Annotated in this window: 24 protein-coding genes; 4 read left to right on the top strand and 20 right to left on the bottom strand. The window is 40.9% G+C overall.

All coding sequences use genetic code 11. From position 1 onward, the window contains the following. Nucleotides 1-8: 8 nt before the first annotated feature. The 16 genes from spoVAC to AB685_RS02955 all read right to left on the bottom strand — a co-directional run bounded on the left by spoVAC (nucleotide 9) and on the right by AB685_RS02955 (nucleotide 13,417). Nucleotides 9-467 carry a stage V sporulation protein AC gene (gene spoVAC, locus AB685_RS02880; protein ID WP_047969027.1) on the bottom strand — a complete coding sequence of 153 codons (459 nt, stop codon included), beginning with the start codon at nucleotides 465-467 and terminating at the stop codon, nucleotides 9-11. Between the two features lie 20 nt (nucleotides 468-487). Continuing rightward, nucleotides 488-910 carry a stage V sporulation protein AB gene (locus AB685_RS02885; protein WP_047969028.1) on the bottom strand — a complete coding sequence of 141 codons (423 nt, stop codon included), beginning with the start codon at nucleotides 908-910 and terminating at the stop codon, nucleotides 488-490. Beyond that, nucleotides 900-1,520: a stage V sporulation protein AA gene (locus AB685_RS02890; RefSeq protein WP_047969029.1), complete on the bottom strand. Its 621-nt coding sequence runs from the start codon at nucleotides 1,518-1,520 to the stop codon at nucleotides 900-902. Before AB685_RS02890 ends, AB685_RS02885 begins: the two co-directional genes overlap by 11 nt. Before the next feature lie 341 nt (nucleotides 1,521-1,861). Then, complete coding sequence (gene sigF / locus AB685_RS02895) at nucleotides 1,862-2,617, bottom strand: RNA polymerase sporulation sigma factor SigF (protein WP_047969030.1); 756 nt, start codon at nucleotides 2,615-2,617, stop codon at nucleotides 1,862-1,864. A 12-nt stretch (nucleotides 2,618-2,629) separates the two neighbouring features. Further along, on the bottom strand, nucleotides 2,630-3,070 hold the full coding sequence (spoIIAB, locus tag AB685_RS02900; protein WP_047969031.1) for an anti-sigma F factor: 441 nt from the start codon (nucleotides 3,068-3,070) through the stop codon (nucleotides 2,630-2,632). Further along, a complete protein-coding gene (gene spoIIAA / locus AB685_RS02905) occupies nucleotides 3,070-3,420 on the bottom strand; it encodes an anti-sigma F factor antagonist (RefSeq protein ID WP_047969032.1) in 351 nt (116 codons plus the stop codon). The genes spoIIAB and spoIIAA overlap by 1 nt, the downstream gene beginning before the upstream one ends. A gap of 154 nt (nucleotides 3,421-3,574) precedes the next feature. After that, complete coding sequence (locus AB685_RS02910) at nucleotides 3,575-4,738, bottom strand: D-alanyl-D-alanine carboxypeptidase family protein (protein ID WP_047969033.1); 1,164 nt, start codon at nucleotides 4,736-4,738, stop codon at nucleotides 3,575-3,577. A gap of 514 nt (nucleotides 4,739-5,252) precedes the next feature. Further along, nucleotides 5,253-6,557 (bottom strand): pyrimidine-nucleoside phosphorylase, encoded by a 1,305-nt coding sequence (locus AB685_RS02915; protein ID WP_157860690.1) that lies wholly within the window; start codon nucleotides 6,555-6,557, stop codon nucleotides 5,253-5,255. A 221-nt stretch (nucleotides 6,558-6,778) separates the two neighbouring features. Then, a complete protein-coding gene (locus AB685_RS02920) occupies nucleotides 6,779-7,594 on the bottom strand; it encodes a purine-nucleoside phosphorylase (protein WP_047969034.1) in 816 nt (271 codons plus the stop codon). A gap of 13 nt (nucleotides 7,595-7,607) precedes the next feature. Then, a complete protein-coding gene (gene deoB, locus AB685_RS02925; protein WP_047969035.1) occupies nucleotides 7,608-8,792 on the bottom strand; it encodes a phosphopentomutase in 1,185 nt (394 codons plus the stop codon). Nucleotides 8,793-9,035: 243 nt separating this feature from the next. Next, entirely contained in the window at nucleotides 9,036-9,926 is an 891-nt protein-coding gene (xerD, locus tag AB685_RS02930) for a site-specific tyrosine recombinase XerD (protein ID WP_047969036.1), read from the bottom strand. 6 nt (nucleotides 9,927-9,932) lie between these two features. Then, nucleotides 9,933-10,160: a YqzK family protein gene (locus AB685_RS02935; protein ID WP_010194376.1), complete on the bottom strand. Its 228-nt coding sequence runs from the start codon at nucleotides 10,158-10,160 to the stop codon at nucleotides 9,933-9,935. 138 nt (nucleotides 10,161-10,298) lie between these two features. Continuing rightward, the gene (locus tag AB685_RS02940; protein WP_047969037.1) at nucleotides 10,299-10,766 is read right to left on the bottom strand and encodes a Fur family transcriptional regulator; all 468 of its coding nucleotides are present in this window, start codon (nucleotides 10,764-10,766) and stop codon (nucleotides 10,299-10,301) included. Nucleotides 10,767-10,893: 127 nt separating this feature from the next. Then, complete coding sequence (gene spoIIM / locus AB685_RS02945) at nucleotides 10,894-11,535, bottom strand: stage II sporulation protein M (RefSeq protein ID WP_047969038.1); 642 nt, start codon at nucleotides 11,533-11,535, stop codon at nucleotides 10,894-10,896. A 154-nt stretch (nucleotides 11,536-11,689) separates the two neighbouring features. Further along, nucleotides 11,690-12,856, bottom strand: a complete 1,167-nt coding sequence (locus AB685_RS02950) for an endonuclease Q family protein (protein WP_047969039.1) — start codon at nucleotides 12,854-12,856, stop codon at nucleotides 11,690-11,692. Between the two features lie 9 nt (nucleotides 12,857-12,865). Continuing rightward, the gene (locus AB685_RS02955; RefSeq protein ID WP_047969040.1) at nucleotides 12,866-13,417 is read right to left on the bottom strand and encodes an NUDIX hydrolase; all 552 of its coding nucleotides are present in this window, start codon (nucleotides 13,415-13,417) and stop codon (nucleotides 12,866-12,868) included. Between the two features lie 73 nt (nucleotides 13,418-13,490). On the opposite strand from AB685_RS02955, the gene mciZ reads away from it, so the two are divergent. Beyond that, the gene (mciZ, locus tag AB685_RS02960; RefSeq protein ID WP_047969041.1) at nucleotides 13,491-13,622 is read left to right on the top strand and encodes a Z-ring formation inhibitor MciZ; all 132 of its coding nucleotides are present in this window, start codon (nucleotides 13,491-13,493) and stop codon (nucleotides 13,620-13,622) included. 64 nt (nucleotides 13,623-13,686) lie between these two features. Continuing rightward, nucleotides 13,687-14,607: an aldo/keto reductase gene (locus tag AB685_RS02965; protein WP_128755806.1), complete on the top strand. Its 921-nt coding sequence runs from the start codon at nucleotides 13,687-13,689 to the stop codon at nucleotides 14,605-14,607. A 339-nt stretch (nucleotides 14,608-14,946) separates the two neighbouring features. Here the strand turns inward: AB685_RS02965 and AB685_RS02970 are convergent, their stop codons facing one another. Next, the gene (locus tag AB685_RS02970; RefSeq protein ID WP_047969042.1) at nucleotides 14,947-15,201 is read right to left on the bottom strand and encodes a YqkE family protein; all 255 of its coding nucleotides are present in this window, start codon (nucleotides 15,199-15,201) and stop codon (nucleotides 14,947-14,949) included. Nucleotides 15,202-15,404: 203 nt separating this feature from the next. Between AB685_RS02970 and katA the strand changes: the two genes are divergently transcribed. Both katA and AB685_RS02980 read left to right on the top strand, forming a co-directional pair. Continuing rightward, nucleotides 15,405-16,865 (top strand): catalase KatA, encoded by a 1,461-nt coding sequence (gene katA / locus AB685_RS02975; protein ID WP_047969043.1) that lies wholly within the window; start codon nucleotides 15,405-15,407, stop codon nucleotides 16,863-16,865. Nucleotides 16,866-17,308: 443 nt separating this feature from the next. Continuing rightward, nucleotides 17,309-18,577 carry an ATP-binding protein gene (locus AB685_RS02980; protein WP_241773251.1) on the top strand — a complete coding sequence of 423 codons (1,269 nt, stop codon included), beginning with the start codon at nucleotides 17,309-17,311 and terminating at the stop codon, nucleotides 18,575-18,577. Nucleotides 18,578-18,647: 70 nt separating this feature from the next. Here the strand turns inward: AB685_RS02980 and AB685_RS02985 are convergent, their stop codons facing one another. From AB685_RS02985 to AB685_RS02995, 3 genes are all read right to left on the bottom strand, one after another. Beyond that, entirely contained in the window at nucleotides 18,648-20,372 is a 1,725-nt protein-coding gene (locus AB685_RS02985) for a WG repeat-containing protein (protein ID WP_047969045.1), read from the bottom strand. 289 nt (nucleotides 20,373-20,661) lie between these two features. Beyond that, nucleotides 20,662-21,807: an SMP-30/gluconolactonase/LRE family protein gene (locus tag AB685_RS02990; protein WP_047969713.1), complete on the bottom strand. Its 1,146-nt coding sequence runs from the start codon at nucleotides 21,805-21,807 to the stop codon at nucleotides 20,662-20,664. Nucleotides 21,808-22,131: 324 nt separating this feature from the next. Beyond that, entirely contained in the window at nucleotides 22,132-22,800 is a 669-nt protein-coding gene (locus AB685_RS02995; protein ID WP_047969046.1) for a DNA alkylation repair protein, read from the bottom strand. Nucleotides 22,801-22,944 lie beyond the last annotated feature (144 nt).

A 22,944-nucleotide genomic window follows, 5' to 3' on the forward strand; every position in this document is an offset into this window, starting at 1 on the left:
CCATCCCCCTATCCTGTAAAACTCATATTGAGTAGGTATCTAATCATGCCTACAACATAAGCGGCCACCACACCAAATACGATGACACTTCCTGCAAGTTTGAACATGTTTGTTGCGACCCCAAGGACGATACCCTCGCTTCGATGTTCCATTGCCGCACTTGTCATCGAATTAGCAAATCCTGTAACCGGCACCGCCGAACCTGCACCAGCAAATTGGCCAAGCTTGTCGTAAATTCCAAATCCCGTAAGGAGGGCAGAAATAAGAATGAGTGTAGCAACGGTGGGATTACCAACATTTTTTTCCGAAAAATTAAAAACAGTCATATAGAAGTTTTGAATGCCCTGTCCAATTAAACAAATAAGGCCGCCAACAAGAAAGGCTTTTATACAATTAACGACGTAAGGCGGCTTCGGCTGGAATTTTTTAATGTTATTTTTATAGTCGTCTTTCAGCTTTTCACTCATTGTTCCCACTCCTTCACTTACTACAAATTGACGAATACAAGCCAGTGATATAAAGACCCAACTATCTTACCGAATACGATGGCCATAAGCAGGATTGCCATCTGTCCATCCACGCCAATACGTTTCGCCAATATAGGTAAGACATTCAACACTTCTGTTAGTGCTGCAGCCAACAACCCGATAAAAACACCGCAAAATAGACCTATCGGAATTGCAAGAAATGCTGGTAGGTGGAAAGCGACACTGTTTAAACTTATCCAGCTGCCAAATAGTGCACCACCTATAACTCCCCACTCATAGCCAAACACAAATTTTGTTGTCTTGGTTAGCTGGGTTAATCTCGGAATGATACCTAGCACAGCGAGAAATGCAACAAAACCAGATCCAACAGCAAGTCCGCCAGCCAATCCCAAAAACACGACAAATACAATATTAATGGTCATCAATTTTCTTCGAGCTCTCCTTGTTCTCATGCATAATGACATACTGGTCCAAGTCCTGCTGGTAATTGAACATTTCCACTTCTAGCGGGCTTGGCTCCTCATTGATCCGTTTACGAAAAACATGATTGAAAAACAAGATCATCCCGAGCCCCAAACCGATAGAGTAAGGAATTTGAAGGAGTAAAGGCTTATCATCCTCCAGCCCTGTTAAGGTTTTAAAAATTTTCTGGTGGACGACCCGCATGCTCACGTCCTCATGAAAATTCATGATGGCAAGAGCAGCTCCAAGGAATAGCAGAAGCCACACTCCAATAAAAAACAATGGCCGGAACCTTTTTTTCTTATACACGATCTCAACAATGGTTTGCGCGGGACCAAAAGTCTGGATATCGAGTTCTCCGTCCACGTTTCTTATCTCTTTAATAATCCGCATAATATCCAATACAACGATGGACTTATCACTCATATTTACTTGATGAATGGAGATGTTTCGAACCATATCAACAACCTCCGTATCGGCAACCAGCTGGGCAACATCCTCTATTTTTATCGTTTGATTTGGACGGGCTTGAATCCGGTGACGAAGGCGAACATAAAGCGATTTATCCATCTTCCAAACACATCCTGCCAAAAGATATTGTATCTGTAGTATGGTTTAGTGGGAGATTTACCATGCAAAGGAAAAAAGAACACCAAGAATTACCACGAGTTAGGGAATTCATTCAAAATACTAGAAAAACAAGCTCTGTTAAACGCCGCTGTTGATCTCCGCAAAAGGCTTCGCTTTCCGTGGGGCGACCTTGAGCCTCCTCGCTCCGCTGCGGGGTCTCAAGATTGTCGCTACTCCCCCACAGGAGTCTACGCCTTTTGCTCCAATCAACAGCTTGGCACTAGCCCTTTAATAACAGGTTAACCTTACCAGTGATAAAAACAAAAAAAACCGTATGGACATCACTCATCCATACGATCTTTCATTTGAATCAATATTTTCTTTTCTAAACGGCTCACCTGAACCTGAGAAATCCCAAGCCGCTGGGCGACCTCTGTTTGGGTCTGGTCCTTATAGTAGCGTAAATAAACAATTAACTTTTCGCGTTCATCAAGCTCTTCAATAGCCTCTTTCAAAGCTATTTTATCAAACCAGCGATGTTCAGATTGGTCAGCAATCTGATCCAAGAGCGTAATAGGATCCCCATCATTTTCATAGACGGTTTCATGGATGGAGGATGGGGCACGTGCAGCCTCTTGTGCCAGGACAACTTCCTCTGCCGTAATCTCCAGGAATTCAGCAATCTCGTTAATGGTGGGTACTCTACCATACCTTTTGGACAACTCATCTTTTGCTTTCCTAATTTTGTTCGCCACTTCTTTCAATGAACGGCTGACCTTTACACTGCCGTCATCACGAATGAATCGCTGAATTTCACCTATAATCATGGGTACTGCATAGGTGGAGAATTTCACGTCATAGGACAGGTCGAACTTATCCACCGATTTCAATAGGCCGATGCAACCTATCTGGAACAGATCGTCCGGCTCATAGCCCCTGTTCATAAAACGCTGAACCACAGACCAGACCAGTCTCATGTTTTTCTGTACAATCGTATCCCGCGCTTCCTGTTCACCGGACTGGCTTCTTTTTATCAATTCTTTCACTTCATGATCTTTTAGGTATGTTTGTGCTTGGTTCTTGACCTCGACATCCATAGGCTTAGCTCCTTAATTACAAAGCGCTTTGCTCTTAGCTAAATACTTGGTCATACGGATTGAGGTGCCAATTTCTCTTGATGAATGAATTTCTACGTAATCCATAAAGTTTTCCATGATGGTAAACCCCATACCAGAACGCTCGAGCTCAGGCTTAGTAGTGTATAACGGCTGTCTAGCTTCCTCTACATCATCAATTCCCATACCTTCATCCTTGATGGTGATATGGACAGCTCCGTCATCTAGTTCGACAGAGATGTAAACAGTGGCTTTAGGGTCGTTGTCATAACCATGAATAATTGCATTCGTTACTGCCTCTGATACGACTGTCTTAATTTCAGTCAACTCATCCATAGTCGGGTCCAATTGCATGATGAAAGCCGCTACAGTCACCCTTGCGAACGATTCATTTTGGCTAAGAGCAGAAAATTGAAGGTTCATGTGATTCTTCATTATGCCACCCCCAACTTCTGCAGGGCATTTTGTTCGCTTTCCTCTAAACGGATAATTTTAAATAATCCAGACATTTCAAACAAACGCTTAACAGCCGGTGAAATAGAACAAACCACCATCTCTCCCCCGTTATTTTTAATTTGCTTGTAACGACCTAAAATCACTCCAAGACCTGAGCTATCCATAAAGGACAAATGCTCCAAATTCAAAATAATATGAGAGATTTGATGCTTTTCAATAATAGCTGTAGCTTGATTACGTAAGTTTTCAGTCGTATGGTGGTCCAACTCCCCTGCTAATCGAACACAAAGAACATTTTGTTTTACTTCCAAATCAACGGTAAGACTCACTGCACTTTCCCCCTTGTGAAAACTTTGTTCAGTGAGTCAATTTCTATATCCGTTTTCGGAATTCCTGCCTTGAGACAAAACTAGTGCTTATTCGCTAAAATATTGGGTTCTAAAACAGTCTATTAATAATAAATGAGCAGTTGACCAAACCTGATCAATCAAGCTTACTGAAATGACCCATGGACCGTTTGAATAATTGCCACCAGCTTGCCTCTAAGCTATCTTTCGCAGCTACAAGGTCGCTTTCCGAGAGAACTTTGCCGTCTTTTTTGAGAATGATGACTCCAACTTTATCCCCTTTTTTAACGGGCGCTTTCATGTTTTCATCCACCATAATTTCTTTTTCTACGTTATCAACATTCTCGCCTTTCTTCGTCAATACGGAGATTGGTTCGCTGGTAACGGCGTCTACTTCTTTCTCGGACCCTTTACTGATATCAACCTTTGCTACAGTTACATTCCGCTCGTACATTGGGTGAGTTTTATACTGACTGAAAGCAAAATCCAGCATATTGGTAATCTGTGCATTTCGATCTTTTGGCGTTGGTGCACCAAATACAACTGCGATTACACGCATATCATCTTTTTTTGCTGTAGCCGTTAAACAATACTTCGCTTCTTGAGTGAATCCTGTTTTCAAACCATCTACTCCAGGGTAGAACCTTACAAGCTTGTTTGTATTGACAAGCCAGAATTTCTTCTCGGTGTTTTGACGCAGATAGTCTTCATATTGACCTGTGTATTTTGTAATGCCTTCATATTTCAGTAATTCTTTCGCCATTACAGCCATGTCATTGGCAGTACTGTAATGATCTTTGGCAGGCAAACCGGTCGGGTTTTGGAAAAGGGTATTTTCTAGTCCGAGATCCTTTGCCTTTGCATTCATTTGTTCAACAAACGCCGCTTCAGAACCTGCTATACGCTCAGCCATCGCAACAGATGCATCATTTCCTGAAGCAATTGCGATTCCGCGAAGCATTTCATCCGTGGTCATTTCTTCACCAGGCTCAAGGAAAATCTGAGATCCTCCCATGGATGCAGCATACTCACTTGTTCTTATCTTTTCATCCCAAGTTAATTCACCTTTATCGATAGCTTCCATAATCAAAAGCATCGTCATGATTTTTGTCATACTTGCTGGCGGCAATTTTTCGTGTCCGTTTTTCTCATACAACACTTGACCAGTGTCGCGTTCAATCAATATTGCAGACCTAGCATTTTCTGTAAGTTGAACACCTTTTTCTTCCGCCCCTACAACAGGACTAAATGCGGAAAAAGTAAAAGCAATTGCAATTATTGCGGTTGTGAACTTTTTCATCCTTAGACCTCCAATCATATTCCATACTTCACATTTTTTCCAAAAATATATGTTTTATACTAAGTTTTGGAAGTATTGGTAGATTAATTTAAAAAGCTCTTTTCTCAAAGATTGTTGCTATTGGCTTGTAAAAAGTCGGCAATTGGACTTTTTACTACTTTATCTACTAAAAATTGGCAGTTAGTCTATTAAGATAGCCAGGAAAAGAGCACGACAGCAAGGATTATAACGGTTGATTGATAAATGCGTAAAAGCAACAAAGTTTACGTAAACAGCCATTTAAAAAAAGCCTCTGATAAAGTTAACGGTTGATATCGAACTAGTTTTAGCTGTTGATTGGAGCAAAAGGCGAAGACTCCAGCGGGGGAGTAGCGGCAGCGAAGCGAGGAGGCTCAAGGTCGCACCGCGGAAAGCGAAGCCTTTTGCGGAAATCAACAGCGTAGTTTAACTAATTTTTAAAAAAATAAAAACAGCCCCACCAAAACGGCAGGGCTGCTCTCAAGTCAATTCATCATTATTCAGAAATCGTATCATATACAAGCGGTGGAATTTTCACCTCTCCACTTACCACTTTGATGCTCTCATATAATGCTTCTTTCACTTTTGTCAGATCTTCTTGGTTGCTGTGGATAGTTGCAAGAGACTCGCCTGCTTCCACTTTGTCACCAATCTTCTTGCGAAGTACGATACCTACTGCAAGGTCAATCACGGAGTCTTTCGTCGCGCGACCTGCACCAAGAAGCATAGCTGCTGTCCCAACTGAATCCGCAACGATTTCAGATACAACACCCGCTTCTTTCGCTTCAAGCTCCACCACATGTTTAGCTTGAGGCAATTTCTCCGGGTTATCAACAACAGAAGCGTCTCCACCTTGAGCTTCCAAGAACGTCTTCAGCGTTTCAATTGCCGCTCCAGATCGGATAACTTCTTCTAGCATTCCGCGAGCTTCTTCCAATGTAGATGCTTTTTCTGCTAAAAGTACCATGTAGCTGCCAAGCTCCAGGCAAAGCTCTTCCAAGTCTTTTGGCCCTTCACCACGCAATGTGTCGATTGCTTCCTTGATTTCCAAGGCGTTTCCGATGGCAAAGCCCAGTGGTTGGCTCATATCAGAAATGACAGCCATTGTTCTGCGTCCAACGTTGTTTCCGATGTCCACCATCGCTTTTGCTAGCTTTTTCGCTTCATCCAAGTCCTTCATGAATGCACCGGCACCAGTTTTCACGTCCAGTACAATTGCGTCCGCTCCTGCTGCAATCTTTTTACTCATGATGGAGCTTGCAATCAAGGGGATGCTGTTTACAGTTGCTGTAACATCACGCAAAGCATAAAGCTTTTTGTCAGCAGGAGTAAGGTTACCACTCTGCCCGATAACTGCAACTTTATTTTTGTTTACGTAGTCAATAAATTCCTGGTTGTCGATCTCTACGTGGAAGCCAGGAACGGACTCAAGCTTGTCGATTGTTCCGCCAGTGTGACCAAGGCCGCGTCCGCTCATTTTAGCAACCGGTACTCCAACAGCCGCTACAAGGGGAGCAAGTACTAATGTTGTTGTATCGCCAACCCCACCTGTACTGTGCTTATCAACCTTGATTCCTTCGATTGCAGATAGGTCAATTGTGTCTCCGGAGTTTACCATAGCCATCGTGAGGTCAGCACGTTCCTGGTCACTCATTCCTTGGAAGAAAATCGCCATGGAAAATGCGCTCATTTGATAGTCAGGAATGGATTCGTCTGTGAATCCATTAACCACGAATTGGATTTCTTCTGTTGATAATTCTTTTCCGTCACGCTTCTTTTGAATAAGGTCTACCATTCTCATCCCGAAACACCTCTTATTTTCTATAAAATAGTCTATATATAACGCCGCTGTTGATTTCCGCACTGGGCTTCGCTTTCCGCGGGGCGGTGCTTGAGCCTCCTCACAACGCTTCAGGGGTCTCAAGTCTACCGCTACCTCCCGCCGGAGTCTTCGCCCTGTGCTACAATCAACAGCTGAAATATCCTTTATTAACCGTGTAATTATCAAGAGCAAAAACTAATTCACATGCCTTTAACAATTGATTTTACGAATTGAAGGAAATTAGCTTTTACCATTTCTGTTGTTTCCATTACTTCATCATGTGTTAACGGTTGGTCAAGGATTCCTGCTGCCATGTTGGAGATGCAAGAAATTCCAAGTACTTTCATGCCGCTATGACGAGCAATGATAACTTCTGGTACAGTGGACATACCAACCGCGTCTCCGCCTAGTGTACGTAGCATTCTTACTTCAGCAGGTGTCTCATAGGAAGGTCCTGTATTTCCAACATAGACTCCTTCTTGGACTTTAAGACCAATTTCTGCTGCAACGTCTTTTGCCAATTTACGCAGCTCTTTGCAATATGGCTCAGACATATCAGGGAAACGTGCTCCAAGCTCATTGTTGTTTGGTCCGATTAACGGATTAGTTCCCATGTTGTTGATATGGTCGGTAAGGATCATCAAGTCTCCCGCTTCAAAGCTTTCATTCACACCACCAGCAGCATTGGTAACGATTAATTTCTCAACTCCCAAGTACTTCATAACACGCACAGGGAATGTAACTTTATCCATTGCATAACCTTCGTAGAAATGGAAGCGCCCTTGCATCGCGATAACTGTTTTTCCTTCCAATTGTCCGATTACCAGCTGTCCTGCATGCCCTTCCACTGTAGAAACCGGGAATTCAGGAATCTCCGTGTAAGGAATAACCGTAGGATTCTGGATCTCTTCAGCTAGGACACCTAGTCCTGATCCTAAAATAAGACCGATCTCAGGTGTAGCTGTTAATTTAGCATTAATATAGTCAGCAGATTTTTTGATAGCATCTAAATTCATTTTTAAGTTCCCCCTAGTTCAAATCTTGTAAAAAGCTTTTTCCGTGCTTAGGCATTCTTGTATTGAAGTTGTCCGCAATGGTTGCTCCGATATCAGCAAATGTTTTACGGATATCCAACTGTTTTCCTTCTTTTTGCTGCGGTGAATATACCAATAAAGGTACATATTCACGTGTGTGATCCGTTCCAGGTGCTGTTGGGTCGTTTCCGTGGTCAGCAGTAATGATCAAAAGATCCTGCTCTTGAAGGTTTGCAAACACTTCAGGTAGACGTGCATCATATTCTTCCAATGCTTTTCCGTAACCTTCAGGGTCCCTTCTATGTCCAAAAACAGCATCAAAATCAACCAGATTCAAAAAGCTGATACCTGTGAAATCCATAGCTGTCGTTTCCACCAACTTATCCATGCCGTCCATATTCGAAACGGTACGAAGAGACTGTGTTACACCTTCCCCGTCATAGATATCGGAAATCTTTCCGATGGAAATGACATCATAGCCGCTATCCTTCAGCTCATTCATGACCGTACGCTCGAATGGCTTCAGGGCATAGTCGTGACGGTTGGAAGTACGCTTCCAATTGCCCGGTTCCCCGATGAATGGGCGCGCTATAATGCGGCCAACCATATATTTCTCATCCAGTGTCAATTCACGGGCTATCTTGCAGATATCATATAGTTCTTCGATTGGAACTACGCCTTCATGTGCAGCAATCTGAAGCACAGAATCTGCAGATGTATAGACAATCAATGCCCCTGAATCAACATGATCCTGACCTAGCTGATCAAGTATTTCCGTACCACTGGCAGGAATGTTACCAATGATTTTGCGACCGGTGCGCTTTTCCAGTTCCTGAAGAAGTTCGTCTGGGAATCCGTCGGGGAATACACGAAATGGAGTATCAATTCGCAAGCCCATGATTTCCCAGTGTCCAGTCATGGTATCCTTTCCGCTTGATGCTTCTTCCATCTTAGTAAAATAAGCAAGTGGCTTATCAGCTTTAGGTACTCCTTTTACTTCTTCAATATTGCTAAGTCCTAGTTTGGCCATATTCGGCATGTTCAGTCCGTTCATGTGCTCTGCAATATGTCCTATAGTGTTCGCACCTTTATCACCAAACTGCTCTGCATCTGGAGCCTCTCCAATTCCCACAGAATCCATTACTACAAGAAAAACTCTTTTATATGTATAAGAACTCATATCATAACCTCCTGCAAACTTTCGATCTAATTTTACCTCTTGTATTTTCCCCTTTTTCAGAAAGGATAGTCATACATGTACAGACTTCCACTTGTCAGAAGTCTGACCTCTAATTCTAGTATAAACAAGCGCTTTCAAACTTGCAATTAAAATAAATAAAAAAGACTGTTCAGATTGTTTGAACAGTCTCCTCCCTGTTCCTCCACTCTCACCTGGAATCTCCCATTAGCAGGCATATTACAGCTATGCTCTTGGGTGGAACATAGAATAAACATCCTTCATGCGGGTTTTTGTTACATGGGTGTATATTTGGGTAGTGGAGATATCGGCATGTCCCAGCATTTCTTGGACAGCCCGAAGATCTGCTCCATTTTCCAGTAGATGCGTTGCAAACGAATGCCTTAATGTGTGAGGAGTCAGTTCCTTTTCAATCCCCGCCTCTTTCGTCAGTTTCTTCAATATTTTCCAAAACCCTTGCCGAGTCAGTCGATTTCCATGGAGGTTAACGAATAAAGCATCTGTGGTTTTCTTTTTGGTCAATTGACTCCGGCTTTCTTCTATATAATTGGTTATCGCTGTTTGGGCCATCTTTCCTAATGGAATGATTCGCTCTTTATTTCCTTTTCCAATACATCGAACAAAACCCATCGTCAAATGAACATCGCTGAGATTGAGGGAAGTAAGTTCCGATACACGTATCCCTGTTGCATACAGAAGTTCCATCATCGCTTTATCACGAATTCCAAACACCTTGGAGTTATCAGGGGCTTCCAGTAAGGCCTGTACCTCTTCCACGGACATTACATGGGGTAGTTTTTGCTCCTGTTTTGGGCGGTCAATATGTACGGTTGGATCCTGTGATGTGACTTTTTCCCGGAGTAAAAACTGATGAAATGAACGAATAGAAGCAATATGTCTGGCAATCGTTTTTGACGACTTGCCTTTTTCTGTAAGAAACTTCAAAAACTGAATAATGGTGGCACGGTTTACTTCATCCAAGGATGATACTTCCTCTACCTTATTTAAATAGAGAAGATAGGATTTCAAATCTCGCTCATAAGATACCACGGTATTTGTTGCCAGTCCCTTTTCCACTACCAAGAAATGAATAAAATCCTTTAATTGATTCTGCAAAGCTCTCTACTCCCCGTAATGATAGAAGAACACTAAGCGCTGCAACCAGCCCTCGTCCCTTTCCTCCACCATTTTTGTCACTTTCACCGCAGCACCTTCCGGCTCATCATAGCGGTGATAATTCTGATACTCTTGATTGATCCACATAATTCCATAGTAGAATAAAACCGTGCAGCCGGTAAATAAAATGAATACTTTAAATGTATTATAGCATGAATCTATAATATTCTTCATGAAAGTCGACCTCCAGTTGGGCAAGTTTTCCCATAAACTTGTCTTATTAGAAGGTATGACAAAATAATGAAGATTTATACCTTAAACCCAGTGATTTACTCAAAATAAAAAACCTTTCCCATTATGGTAGGAAAAGGTTTATGTATTTTCTTCTTCTGTTGGGTTATCCGGATCTTGACATCGATGACAAATGCCGTGAAAAGTCAATCGATGATCCTTAATCTTGAAGTTCCAATCACGTTCAACAATAGCCTCTACATCTTCCAACAAATCATCCTGAATTTCATCTACCGCTCCACACTCGATACAAACCAAGTGATGATGAAAATGCTTGGCTCCCTCTTGACGCAGGTCATATCGGGATACTCCATCGCCAAAATTTATTTTATCGACAATTTTAAGTTCAGTTAGTAGTTCTAATGTACGGTAAACCGTAGCTAGTCCGATCTCAGGTGACTTTTCTTTTACGAGGAGGTAGACATCTTCCGCACTCAAATGATCCTCTTCATGTTCGAGCAATACACGGACTGTTGATTCCCTCTGAGGAGTCAGCTTATAGCTTGCGGAATGCAGTAGCTTTTTAATGCGATCTATCCTATTTTCCATGTTTTGTTCCCTCCCTCGCTATACCTTTTTATTTTATCGAAAGGGAGGGTAACTGTCAAAGAAAAAATAATGATTATAAACAAGGAGAAATAATGATTATTATATAAGTTTTAATATTTTATAATCTCTAATCTAAAATAGATATGACCGATTTCATAAAAATAGGAGAAATCATCGCTTCAATAAGTGAGGCTGCTACAAGCAATAAACATATGAACCCCATTGCCATGCTATATCTCATAAATTGCTGAAAAAAAGGCTCCTGGATTCTTTTCACAAATTGTTGCCTAATCATTTTCAAGGAAAATGCCACGGACAACGTCCCAATAATTATATAAGCCGGAATGGCAATCATGTTTTGCGGAAGAATTGCCACAAAAGATAGCAAGAACCCTTTCCAGCTAAGCTGGTTCACTAGGAAACCAACCGTGAATCCTACCACAACTCCTTTCAGGAAAAGCAGTATCAAAATGACCGGAAGTCCGATAATGGAAATCCCAAGCACCCACATCAACAGGACATACTTAATATTATGAAAGTAGCTCTGAAAGAAAATATCCTTAGAATTCGCAAACTGCCCTTCTTCCACTTGACCAAAGAATCGGCTTAAATAGACAAATAAATCCTGCTTCTGTGAGAAGTTCATGCTATTGACCACAATGGCCCCGAATATCACTCCCATAAAAAAAAGTACGACTATAAATAGATATAGGGAGGAGTGTTCTTTTAAATGCCCTAGTAAAATAGTAAACCGCGACTGTTTTTTCATTCCTCTTCCTCCTATCACTCTCTTAATAGATTGTATGATAGAGGTGAGGAAGTATGACTGGAGTGTTGGGGAAATTTTTATGGTTCTTATGTGGGGGGAGTAAACACCTGACTAATGGGGCATCATTTGGCCTCTACCATGACTGGCTCCACCATCACTCCTCACTAACCCTGCCAAACCTACCTCCCCCGCCAGCTTTAAATACCAACTGCCCGTTCCTAGCAGCCACAATCAGGGACGCGACCTTCTCACCGACGACTGCCACCAACTCCTCGTAACTTGCCTCATGCAATATTCCCATCTCCGTGCCAAAAACTCCCCTTAACTTTACTAAGGTTTTCGGACCCACACCTGGTACGAAATCCAAAGGCACCTGGTGTATATAAGGCGGGCGACTCCTTCCTGCTTCCGAACAATCAGCCATCTCCGTAATTCGATCGGAAACCCCTTTTACAAACTTGCTATGTCCACAAACAGGACAAGCATCCGCCAATATCATACGCTGAGAAAAACATTTCTCACAAACTGTCGTATAATACTTCCCTAGCTTCGGACTCAAACCGTAGTTTGCAATCACTCTCCGACCGTCTGCTTCTTTTAAAGCAAGGCGTAGCTCCTCAAAACTTGCCTCCTTCATTCTAACTTTCTGGTACTCCCTAGCTATTTTGCCGACCGAATGCGCATCCGAATTGGATAGGAAAGCATATCGACCCAGCTCACTCAGGCTCCTGGCCATAGAAGTATCCGAACTTAAACCAAGCTCGACAGCATCGATCAACTCCGGCTTGAACACCTCAGTTAAACTCCATCTAACGCCCTTGCCATACAAGCTCTTAAATGGGGTGAAAATATGGGCGGGTATAAATAGCCCACCTAAACTATTAACCTTACGCTGTATCTCAACGGCATTCTCATAGACACGCTGAGTGGATAACGTCACATTTTTCATGCGCTCACTCAGCCAGTTTGAAAACTCCACCATTTTTTCAACTGTCTTCATATAACAGAGTGCATGGATCAGCCCCTGGCAGTTTTCATCATGAATTTCAATCTCGGCACCAAGAATAAGTGTGATATCACCAAAACGAACCCCGCCATCAGTCAACTCCGTAAGCTTCCCCGAAGCAAGTCCATTTCTTAATCCAACCAAAACTTCCGGCACCTGACAATCAATCACACCGACCATGTCCAATCCCTTCCGATACTGCGCCTCTTCCAAAACAGCCTCCAATGTCAACTTATTGGAGGCTGTGATTTTGACAGGCTTGCCACTGGCAGTTCGGCCTAAATGTATATGTAAGTCAACAAAATAATCCTGCATCATTTATCCCTACTTTCGCAGCAAAGTTTGCAATTGCAAATACTGCACCGCATAAGCCGTTTTTGCATCATAGATTTCCTTGTTTTCAATCAGGGTCTGTGCCTCTTCCAACGAAACTTCCATCAGGTCCACAAACTCATCTTCATCTAAATGGTGTTCTTCTGTATCTTTCCGTAACCCCTTCGCAATGAACATATGTACCAACTCATCCGCAAAGCCTGGGGAAGTATAAAAAGAAATTAACGGCTCTAGGTCGTCACAAGTGTAACCGGTCTCCTCTTGAAGTTCTCTTTTTGCTGTTACAATCGGCTCTTCTCCCTTTTCAAGCTTACCAGCTGGGATTTCGACCAATGCCCGCTCCATCGCTTTGCGGTATTGGCGGACCATAACTATTTTATTTTCATCTGTTACAGCAATAACAGCCACTGCTCCAGGGTGTTTAATGATTTCCCTTTTGCTTGTTTTACCGTTTGGAAGCTCCACTTCCTCCAAATGCAAATCAATGATTCTTCCTGAGAATAGCTTTTCACTATGTATAGTTTTCTCTTTTAAATGATCCATCGTGACCACTCCTTGTTCTGTTGTCTTCCAGTTCTTCATACATTCTACCATATAAGAGATGGGAGGAATTAATATGAAGGTTTATGTCCGGCCAAACAATATTGTAATGGTGGGAAAAGCTTGGGAAATCAGGAGCAAACTGAAAGAATACGCCCTTCATCATGTCTATGTGACAACCTGGATCAATGCTTTAAAAGATAAATAAGGGTATTCATTTGTAGTAAGGCCCTCCTTTTCGGTAGAATAGCCAAAAAGGAGGGCTATTTGTGATACCTAATAATCAACTTGGAAATTCAGATTTATATGTCAGCCAGATGGGGCTTGGCTGTATGTCACTTGGAACGGAAGAAAAGAAAGCTACAGATATTGTAAAAAGAGCCCTAGATCTTGGGATTAATTATCTTGATACTGCTGACCTCTACGATTTTGGGAGAAATGAAGAAATAGTGGGGAAGGCTTTAAAAGGCCAGAGGGATAAAGTCATTCTTGCCACAAAAGTGGGTAACAGATGGACACCCGGTAAAGAAGACTGGGAGTGGGATCCTTCCAAAAAGCATATCCTTTCTGCGGTAAAGGACAGTTTACAAAGACTTCAAACCGACTACATCGACCTTTACCAGCTTCACGGAGGGACGATAGATGACTCGACAGAAGAGACAATTGAAGCATTGGAGGAATTGAAAAAAGGTGGGTATATACGCGAATATGGCATTTCCTCCATCAGACCGAATGTAATAAAACGGTTCGTTGAAAATTCTTCCATTGTATCGGTCATGATGCAATACAGCATGCTAGATACACGACCCGAAGAGTGGATGCATTACCTGCATGAGAACAACATCAGCGTAATCTCTCGTGGTCCTCTGGCAAAAGGTTTACTGTCCGAAAGAGGAATTGAAAAGCTTCAAGAAAAATTCAACGGGAAAAGTTATCTGGAATATAGTAATGACGAACTGGCAGAACTTTTGCCAAAGCTCACTCAGGTGTCTGGCGAGAAACCTCTTCAAGCAACGGCCCTTCATTACTGTCTGGCACATCCAGCGGTTGCAGCTGTCATACCTGGAGCAAGCTCCCTCGGGCAATTGGAAGCCAATGTAAGTGCCATGCAACAACCGACTCTTTCAGAGGAAGAGTGCTCAGCTATTAAAGAGCTTGTAAAGCAGTCCATATATAATACAAACCGTGATTAACACAAAACGGGTCTTTCCAAGCAGTGTCCCGTGGAGGGATGCTGCTCTTATTGTGGCACACTTTAAAGTAACCCGCTTCACCCCAAAAAAAATGAATTCAAAAGGCTGTTTTCGTTAACTTTGTTGCTTTTTCGTATTTATCAACCAACCGTAGTATTCCTTACTGTCGTGCTCTTTTCTCTGTTATCCAAAGTAAACTACATGCCTATTTTAGAGTAGATAAGCCATAAAAAGTCCAATAGCCGACTTTTTACTAGTGAATAGCAACAATCTTTAAGAAAAGAGACATTCAAAAAGAGAGATAATGATGACATTATCTCTCTTTTTTTTCTTGTCGTTCTACTTGAATTCTTTCCAATTCTGGTTGCTCTCTTCAAAAAGTTCTTCAAAAGATTTATTTTTCTCCTTTAATCGCTTTTCCTCCTTCATTCTTGCTGCCTGTTCTTCTTTTTGCTTCTGTTCTGTTTGGACAAGCTGTTCTTTCATGGATTTCAATCTGGAAAATACATCGCCTTCCAACTGGTCTTTCAATGATATTTTATCTTCCTTTTTACTTGTTACTTGGCCGGTATTTTTCTTCTGTTTTTTCTTCATCACATACAACTCCTACAAACACTTTTTCTAGTAGTATAGCAAAAATTCCCGTCGTCATAAATCATCTGTTTAATACTTCTTTTCATAAGCATTCAATTAATAACTAGTATTACTTTATAATTATTATAAAAAAGTATTGATTTTTCTCTGATAACTGTTATCATCGAAAGTGTATTATTAATCTACTATTTGGAGTGATGAAAATGAATACAAACGATAAAAGTTTGACAACTAGTTGGGGAGCTCCCGTTGGAGATAACCAAAACTCCATTACTGCTGGGTCTAGGGGACCTACTCTCATTCAGGATGTCCACCTACTTGAGAAACTGGCTCATTTCAATCGTGAACGTGTGCCGGAGCGTGTCGTACACGCCAAAGGTGCAGGTGCACATGGATATTTTGAAGTGACAAATGATGTCACTAAATATACAAAGGCAAAATTCTTATCAGAAGTCGGTAAGCGCACACCACTTTTCGTTCGCTTTTCCACTGTAGCTGGTGAAAACGGGTCAGCCGACTCTGTTCGCGATCCTCGTGGATTTGCCGTTAAACTCTATACCGAAGATGGCAACTATGATCTTGTCGGGAATAATACACCTGTTTTCTTCATCAGAGATGCCATCAAATTCCCTGACTTTATCCATACTCAAAAGCGTCATCCACAAACACATCTAAAAAATCCAAATGCTGTTTGGGATTTCTGGTCCTTCTCACCTGAATCCCTTCATCAGGTGACTATTTTGATGTCTGATCGCGGAATTCCTGCTACCTACCGCCATATGCATGGCTTTGGAAGCCACACGTTCAAATGGGTTAACGAAGATGGAGACGGTGTCTGGATCAAGTACCACTTTAAAACAGAACAAGGAATTAAAAACCTGACACAAGAAGTTGGCACAGTGATTGCTGGAGAAAATCCTGATCACCATACTCAAGATCTATTCAACGCAATCGAAATCGGCGATTTACCTGAATGGAAGGTATATGTACAGATCATGCCTTTAGAAGATGCAAATTCTTATCGCTTCGATCCTTTTGATGTGACAAAGGTTTGGTCACAAAAGGATTATCCGTTAATAGAAGTAGGACGTATGGTGCTAGATCGTAATCCGAAGAATTATTTTGCGGAAGTAGAACAGGCAACCTTCTCTCCTGGAACACTTGTGCCAGGAATCGATGTGTCTCCTGACAAAATGCTGCAGGGCCGTTTGTTTGCCTATCATGACGCACACCGCTATCGTGTAGGTGCCAATCACCAGGCTCTTCCAATTAACCGTGCTCGAAATGAAGTCCATAACTATCAACGCGATGGGCAGATGAGATTTGACAGTAACGGCGGAGGTTCTGTTTATTATGAGCCAAACAGCTTTAATGGTCCGACGGAAACTTCAGAAAACAAGCAGGCTGCATATACTGTCTCAGGAGAGGTAGACAGTGTTGGCTATGACCACCATGATCACTATTCTCAAGCTGGAGACTTATACCGCCTTCTAAGTGTGGAGGAGCGTTCCCGCTTAATTAGAAATATTGTAGGGGCAATGACTCCGGTGGAAAGTGACGAAATCAAGCTTCGCCAAATCGGTCATTTTTACAAAGCGGATCCGGAATACGGAACACGGGTTGCAGAGGGGCTAGGTTTAACAATTCCACAAGAAGTACGCTAGTTCTAAAAACAAACATTACTATTTTATTTATTCTCACTTCTGTCAAAGTAGGCACCAGCTTCGGTGTCTACTAAAAATCTTATAAATGGAGGTAAAAAACCATGAATACAACGATATGTAAAACATGTGAAAAGCCCGCAAAAAAGTTGAAGCACTCCATTCTTTGTGGATGTGGAGTAAAAATACGAGTTAGAAATGTGCAATGAAAAATAGACTGATAGAAACTTCCATTCCACCAGCCCATTCGTTTTTAACTCCCTACTTTTTCTAGATAGACAAATTTATTCTCCTTTGACATCGAAACAGACGACAAGAGGATCCTCTACCCTTTTACCAATAAATAGAAATAACTTTTATGTATATATCATGATTATTATAACTTCTGCATACAATGACTATTTTTAGCACCAAATCGGTTCCTGTTTCTGATATTATTATTGGGAGTGCAAGTTGCAAAAGAAGGGACGTTTAACCTCTTGATTGAAACACTTTTATTAAATTTCCTGTTTTTATTATTGCCTATTATCACCTACCTAGTATTCTTTGAAAATAAGCCACACTCTCTTAATAAATGGGTTTTCAGTTTATTTGCCACAATTACCATGGTGCTATGTATGTCACAACCTATTCATTTACAACTCGGTTTTATTTTCGATTTACGATATATTCCTTTTTTTATCATTGCTTTATATTCTGGATATAAATACGTATTCCCGCTTTACATCGTACTGAATTTATATCGTTTTTACATCGGTGGAGAAGGAACTGTCAATTCCTTTGTCACTTCTACTGTCATCTTTCTATTAGTGCCCTTGCTTAGTAGATGGTTCTTACAGTTAAAACCGAAAAATAGATTGCTATTTGCTGCTGGAATAACGACGTTGTTTATGGGTATCTATCTTTTTCTCCTAAGTCTTTATTTTGATAAGCTGAACAGCGAGTTTTTCCTGCTGAGTATATACGCAGTTACCACTCATGCAGCTGTGATGGCAATTATGATTATTTTAATAGAACGAATAATTATAAATATACGAAATCGCGAACGCTATATCAATGCTGAACGGTTAAATGTGGTAAGTGAACTGTCTGCTAGTGTCTCGCATGAAATTAGGAACCCATTAACAGTTACAAGCGGTTTTCTTCAGTTACTGGGGAAATCAGATACGATCGGATCAGAAGAAAAGAGATATTTAGACCTTTCCCTGCAAGAGTTGAAACGAGCGGAAAAGATAGTAAGTGACTATTTATCTTTTGCCAAGCCCCAGTCTGAAAATATGGTATTTTCCAATTTGGAAGAGGAGGCTGAATACACCAAAAATCTTATCATCCCTTATGCCGCCATGCACCAGGTAGAGGTTCGCTATTCCTTTCATAACTCACTGAAAATGACATATGACCGCAATCAAATGCAGCAATGTTTCATCAACCTATTTAAAAACAGTATTGAAGCGATGAAACCTACTGGTGGCACATTAACCATCGATATATTGGAGGAAAAGAAAAATATTTTGATCATAATTAAGGATACGGGAGTTGGAATGACTACTGAGGAAATGAATCGCCTTGGCAAGCCGTATTTTTCTACAAAAGAAGAAGGAACCGGTCTTGGAATTCTGATGGTGTACAGTACAATCAATAAAGTAAAAGGCAGTATTTCCGTCAAGAGTAAAAAAGGTAATGGAACTTGCTTTACCTTAAAAATACCTACATAGAAAAGACTAAATTAAAGGTAGACTTCCATGAGAAGCTACCTTTTTTCTTGTAAGCATAACTTAAAGAAGCTTAGTGAAAGGAACGCCAGAACGCTCCTTTTTTATCAATGATGCTATTGATTTGTTTGAACGGAATTTCAAAAGTCGGGAATCCTGCTGCATACGGGGCAATTTCATACGGTGTAAAGTAAAGGAACAAGGAATCACTGGATACATAGAATGGCTGGTCTGGTTGAATTCCTTTAAACGCATCGGGAAAATAATTATCAGGCTGTTCCTGTATCTGCTTCTTTACGATATCACTTAGGACTTTTACATAATCACTGTTTGATTTGAATAGGTTTTTCAATTCGTATATTTTTCCTGAGCTGATATCGATTGGGACCATGATTCTGGTCGGCATTCCATGAGCTGCGCCAAATGGATAATTGTAGCCGTCAAGCTCCAGAATTAATAGATCTTTTTTAAAATATTGAACAGAAAAATCGCCAGTATAATTGTAGTCCAGTTGTTTTTCTGGTGGAATGGGGATAATTTGTGATTGCGTACGTAAAGTCTCGTTCACTTTTTTCTCCGCCTCTTTGTTTTTCATCCCTTGAAGTTGAGGGAAATACACCAAATAATCCTTGTTTGGACGGTACTTTTCTTCGCGTATGGCAACACTTCTATTTACCGGTATGACAGAATTTTGAGCATAAACAAGGTTACCGCTCTTATCATAATAGGATAATCTCTGATCAACAAACGCTTTAACTAATTGCCCTTCAATGGATAATGTTCCGATCCCATCTATAACAGGAAGCTCTTTCGCCGTTCTCCCGCTATTATTGATAAAAAAGCTTTTAATTCCTTGTGTTACAGAGCTGTATTTTCCTTTATAATTGTTGACGGTATCGTAAACAAAATCAGTCATTATCTGCCCATTTAAAGTATCTCCTATAGCATAAATTGAGCCGACAAAAGGTTCTTCGGGGTTTATCGCTTTGCCGATAGCAGCCCTGTTCCCTCCAAGCTGATTAATATCATTATATCTTGGAGGGATGATATATTTTCCAGCCTTATCAATTAATCCATATTGATTTTTATAGTCAGTGGAAGCATTCACAACTGCCCTCCCGTCTTGAAAAGGTAAAGACATTCCGAATTGAGGTTCAATAACCACTTTCCCAGTCTCATCCACATAACCGGCTTTATCCTGGTAGGTCTTCTTAAAAGAAATCAAACCTTCACTCAATCCGTTCATCTGTTCATAAGGAAAAGTTTGCAGTTTAGTTCCTGTGGAGTCCAATAAGGCATATAACCCATCGTTAACCTGAACAAGCGCTTTGCCATCCTTCATATCAAAGGCATATTGGTATTGTGCAGAAATGGCAACTTTCCCATTCAGATCTAAATATCCATAAAGTGTGGTTCCGCCATTTTTGGTTTCCTGATAAACCGCTCGCCCTCCTTGATAGGGACTGATAAATGGATACGATCTATCGGATAATATTTTCCCTTTTTCATTTACTACGACTGATCCGCCCTCTTTCAGCATGGCAATGGCCCGACCTTCCGTAAATGGAAAAATGGAACTGTAAATAGGTTTAATAACGAATTTCCCAGTATGTGTGATAACCCCTGTACCACCGCCTTTGCTGACGATTGCCAATCCATTCTGCTGGAATTCCCCGCCATTCTCATAGGTTGGCTTCAGTACAAACTTCCCTTTCTCATCAATATATCCCCACTTTGTTCCTTTAATTGTTTTGACTGAAGCAGGAAATAGACGCGGCTTGACTACTCTTCCGAACATATTTAAGGTCCCCCCATTAGTTTTTGATATCTTATGGGGGTATGCCGGGATAGGTGAACGCCTATCTTGTTCAGGGAGAGGATTAATGGACTCTATGTAAGAAAAAATCAGGTATTTCGTAAAGTTCGTGCCAAACGGAGCGGAGTTGATGCCAAAATGGCCCGAGTTCGTGCCAAAACTGGCCAAGTTCGTGCCAAAATCATATGAGTTCATGCCAAACGATTTTTCAGAAACGACGCAGCAGCCCTTAAGCTATTTAGAATATTAATACATGTCTAGCTCCATTCTTCTATAAGCCTACATCGTCTTTCTTCACTACTCCGATAGAATTCATTTCGTTAAGATGGTGAAAATAAAGGCTGTCATCCGTTTCGGTTACTCCTGTTATAGAAGTAAATGGTATGGAATTACTTTGCATATCTTCTATTACCTCGCCTGATTCATTGATTGAGATAACGTGTGAGTATCCAGACCCTTTTGGCAACAATTTAGCTGGAAGACGCATTGCCATTTTCCTTAGTATCGGTTTATCAGAACTGAATTCCAAAAAATCATTTCTCGGCATGATTAATCCAATCCAGATTCTCCCGTCCTCTCCACGCATCATATTGTCCGGCAATCCAGGTAGATTATCTATTAGAACTTCTGAAAATTCACTTTCTTCCTTTGTACTTACCACCTGAACTAATTCGAGATTTAATTTCCACACACGGTATCTTCCCGTTTCATTTATAAAGAGATATTTTTCATTTGTACTTAATCCGATTCCGTTTGCAAAGCTAATATCTTTCATCAGAACTCTAGTTTTTTTCGTAGACGGATTATACTCTAATACTCTTCCTGTGCTCCTATTCTCGAGAATATCTATTTCTCCAGCACGTCCAACATCACCGATTTCTTTCGCTTTTGTTCTTCTAGAAGCATCAGTAATATAAATGGTTCCACTATTAGAAATAACCACAGCGTCAATAAAGTTTACGGGTTTTTCTTCAGCAGTGTCTGTCAAAAGTTCAATGTCACCTTCACCTTGTTCATAATCGCTTATTTTAAGTAACCCGCCATGATTACCATACAGTGGGTCAGCCACTATAATTGATCCTTCGTTATCAAAGTCAAAGCCTAAGGGTCTACCTTTCGTATTTGCGATTTCCTGTAACCCTGTACCATCCTCTCGTACACGAATGATAGCACCAGTTTTTGTGGCTGCGTACAACCAGCCTTCACGATAAACGATATGCTCCGGCTCTGCATATTCTCCAATCGAAAGGAATTCCATCTCACTTAATCTATTATTTTTCTCAAAAGCACCGATGTATCCCTTGGTGTTTGGAGATTCCCATGCAACAGGGTCAATCGAAACAGGCCAAAATAATAGGTATAAAATTAATATAGAACTAATAAAAGTAAGTACTTTAATGATGACGTGCTTTTTCATAGTTATTCCTCCATCTCCAACAAATACCATATACTAATCATTATCTCCTATATATTGGCAACAGTCCATAAAAACAAGCAGGTGCACTCTCACTAGAGTCACACCTGCTTCTCTTTCTCCCTTAATACTCAATAATGATGTTGGACAAGTCCTCAAGGGAATGATTTACTCCCAAGAAGCTCATGTTTTCTTTCATTTTCAGTTTCTTTAAATAATCTCACACCATCCCCAATTAACGTTGGAATAGTAGAAATGACATACTCGTCAATCAGGTTCTGCCTGGCAAAATTGCCTTCGGAATTTCTAAAAATTTTTCAGAGGTAACTAATTATTATGTCGTTTGTTAACTTCAATCGTAATAAACTCCGGCAAATAACTGGGAGTACATCCTTTTGCTACTATTTCATCTTTGTATAGACCCGTTTTCTCACCAAGTTTAATACAGCGTGCACGATTCTTTTCATCATAAACGCCTATCCAGCCTGCGGTGAAATTCATAGCCCATTGAACTTCCGGTTTTTCCTGCGTAATATTAGCTTCTAATGCAGATAGCAAGTCTGCGGTGTTATCAGGCGGTGTTTGCCCAGTCCATCTCAATCGCCCTTGATAATACCAGTAAGCTCGCCTTTGAAGAGCAAAAGGACTATTTCCCCATGATTCCATCAAAGCAATTATCTTCTTGTCTTTGGTGAGCTGATTAGCCATTAACCAATCCATTAAGTTATTTCGTTCATCAAAAGTGTGAGTCTGCATATCCTTATCAAGCTTATTTAGCACATCTTGTGAAAGAAGTTTTTTGTCCATAATTAAGATTGCTAATAGTCTGGGCAAAAACTCTTCGGTTGACCAAAGTTCCATAGCTAGTTCGTGATCTTTTTTAATGTCCTTCGCGATTTTACGTAAATCGCCTAGCTTAGTTTTACTATTGATCTGAGGTAGAATGTTTTCTACTTTTGAAAAGCGTTTTATTTCTGTATCTTTTTTTTCATCCATTTTATACTCCTTTATTAAAGCACTGTTTCATAATATGTCCTTGACGGGATATATCAAGGACTTAATTTCGTTATAAGTCTTATTGCAGTGGTGTGCCTCCAAAGTTTACCATTTATAATATTTTAGCATATATCGTATTAAAGC

This window comes from Bacillus sp. LL01 (assembly GCF_001037965.1).